Raw genomic sequence first — 2,646 nt, 5'->3', positions numbered from 1 at the left:
GTTAATATCACTATTTTTATTAGATCTAAAATGTCCCACAACCACTGTAAAAAGTTGTCTCTCGTAAACTTGTTGTGGCTTTACATCTAAAATAAATCCTTTTATTTCATCCAATACCTCTTCAGTATTTCCTGTCCAAAACAAATGATCACTTCCTTCTAATTCAATAAATTTTGCCCCATTGATGCGTTTGGCAATAAATCGCCCTTCTTCAATTTTTACATCAATATCATGAGTGCGCTGAAGCAGTAACGTAGGCACTTTAATAGAGTCCAAAATATTTATGATATCCATTGGGGTATTCATTTTGGTAAGTAACATGGCTGCACTAGGACTTGCCCCAGACCGAAAGTAATTAGCCAACCAATCCATAAAGACCTTGTCAGTAGCTTTTGAGGGTGCGAGTTACTCTAAATTCATGGCTCCACTACCCCAGTTATTCTCAATCATATCATAAACCTTTTGACGCTCCTCATTTGTAGGAGCCCAAGGGTAATCAGGCACACTAATTCGTTTGGCAAATATTCCAAAAGCAATAAGGGCTAGTATTCTATTAGGATACGTAGCTGCAAATAACGCAGAAACCGATCCTCCCTCGGAATGACCAAATAAAGCCGCTTTTTTTGACCCTACAGCATCCATTACAGCCCTAATGTCATCCATACGTTCTTCCAAAGTTGGAAACTCAACCACCCGATCAGAAAGTCCAGTACCTCGTTTATCAAATAAAATAACCCGTGCAATTTTCCCCAACTGTTGCAAAAAACTAACCAGTTCAGGACAAGCCCACATCAAATCAATATTAGAGACCCAACCTGGTATGTAAACTAAATCGATAGTTCCTGATCCAAAAACCTGATAGGCAATATTAATGGAAGCACTTTTAGTGTATCTAGTATCGGGTTTCATAGCATGATAATTTTAATTTAAAAATTTACAATTATTAAGACCAAAAATTAAAAAAATAAAGCTGAACACTCAAAATAGGAATCAATAGCTAATAATAATTATAAAAAATTAAGCTATTTAAAAAAATGACATACAACAAATTTAATCAATTAGCTTATATACAAATACTTATTACCGTTTTTGACATTAAATTTATTATGAAAATAGTGTGTTTTTATTCGATACTTCAACATTAAACAGCATCGTAACTATTAGCTTGCTGTATGCTTTTTTGTTTCAACTAAGCATCCTTGAGTTTTAATTTAAAGCCAGTGAATATATATTGAAGAAAAATTAAACTCAAAAATTTTAAGAAACTTTAGGATTCGCCTACATGCTTAAACAAAGCCATATCGTTTTCTAATGACACAGGCTATGAATAGCTTTTTTTAAGTTAGAAGAAATTCACCTCCCAGGCAACTACATAGGCAATTTTAAAGAGACACCCCTACTAGAATTCCTCCTCCTATGCCTGCAATTGCTATAAGAATTTTTTCAAAAAAAGTTTTTCTGCGTTGTCGTTTATTTGCTTTTTCAACCAATGCTAAACTTTTGGAAGCATTATCCAAACTATTTACCGTATAATCTAGTGCCTTTTGTGTGTTTGTTAACGTTTGTTGTGTTCTTTTGTATACTATGGCATCCAAACTATCACTCTCAGAAAAATTAGTTTTTAATTGCCGTTCCAGATCTATATTTTTTCGTAATGTCTTTGTGTATTTTTCTACAATTTCCTTTGTCATTTTATCCTTATCAATAGTACTTTGATATACATTTTTTATTGCTAAAAAAGACTTTTCATTGACTAAATACACATCCGACGTTTTAAATAGGTAAAGACTATCCTTTTTCGTCTTTATAGGTTCACCAACGTGATCAGTATAAGATAACGGAATCTCAATAATGTGTGAAGTATCCTTATTTTGACTAAAAGCTTTGGTAAAACTTAAAATCGCTAGTATAAGTAATCCTATTTTCATAACTTAAATTGTGTGAATTACATTTTATTGATCTAGTCCAAATATGCTGTTTAAAATAGCTTGGTCTTTGGCTAGTTTATAATTTGTAATTTTAATTGAATCTTTTATATGCTGTAACTCATTCCAATCTTTAGCATTTTTCCTTTTAAATGAAAGTATTAAAGAATCTCTACGGTGTATAATTAAATCTTTTTGCGCTTTTAATTTTTTAAAGTCTTTTTTTGATTTCTCCAAAGCTACTTTGGTGCTTGTTAACATATCTTTTGAAACCTTCAACTCTTCTTTCGCATTCTTTAATTCCGATTTAACAACTTTCCAATTGGAGCTAGAATTAAAAACTAAATATCCAATAATTGCCAAAAAAATTAAAGAAACTATTTGCAAAATAGTGCTAATCTGAATATTTTTCATTTGCTGATGGGTTACACTTTTTTTATTACTTGTTAATCCGAAAAAAAGTTTAGTAATATTAATAAAAAAAGAACGGTTATCTATCTGAAGATGAATATTTTTAATTTAAAAAATTGAGAAAAAAATCTTACAAATTTTAATTAACATATGGTTTATTATCCTTATGAATTAAATTATAAATTTTATAAAATCCTCTCCTGCCTCCTGCTCTTTTTTATTTTTTTTCAATTTTTATGACATACTTTTCTTTGTATAAAAGAATTAGGTTACAAAAAGATATAATAAACCCTGCAGAAAATAAATAACA

General features: G+C 30.4%; 4 protein-coding genes. All 4 read right to left on the bottom strand.

Going from position 1 to position 2,646, the window contains the following annotated elements:
• Positions 1–372 (bottom strand): alpha/beta fold hydrolase (locus tag GMC_RS20430; protein ID WP_138940544.1); only part of this gene is annotated, 372 nt, incomplete at its 3' end.
• A 33-nt stretch (positions 373–405) separates the two neighbouring features.
• A complete protein-coding gene (locus GMC_RS20425; protein WP_050813280.1) occupies positions 406–909 on the bottom strand; it encodes an alpha/beta fold hydrolase in 504 nt (167 codons plus the stop codon).
• Between the two features lie 473 nt (positions 910–1,382).
• A complete protein-coding gene (locus GMC_RS0102085) occupies positions 1,383–1,928 on the bottom strand; it encodes a hypothetical protein (protein WP_010520578.1) in 546 nt (181 codons plus the stop codon).
• 24 nt (positions 1,929–1,952) lie between these two features.
• Positions 1,953–2,339: a hypothetical protein gene (locus tag GMC_RS0102080; protein ID WP_010520577.1), complete on the bottom strand. Its 387-nt coding sequence runs from the start codon at positions 2,337–2,339 to the stop codon at positions 1,953–1,955.
• Positions 2,340–2,646 lie beyond the last annotated feature (307 nt).

This window comes from Aquimarina agarivorans, assembly GCF_000218485.1.
Lineage (GTDB): Bacteria > Bacteroidota > Bacteroidia > Flavobacteriales > Flavobacteriaceae > Aquimarina > Aquimarina agarivorans.
This window is presented reverse-complemented; position numbering and strand designations above follow the sequence as displayed.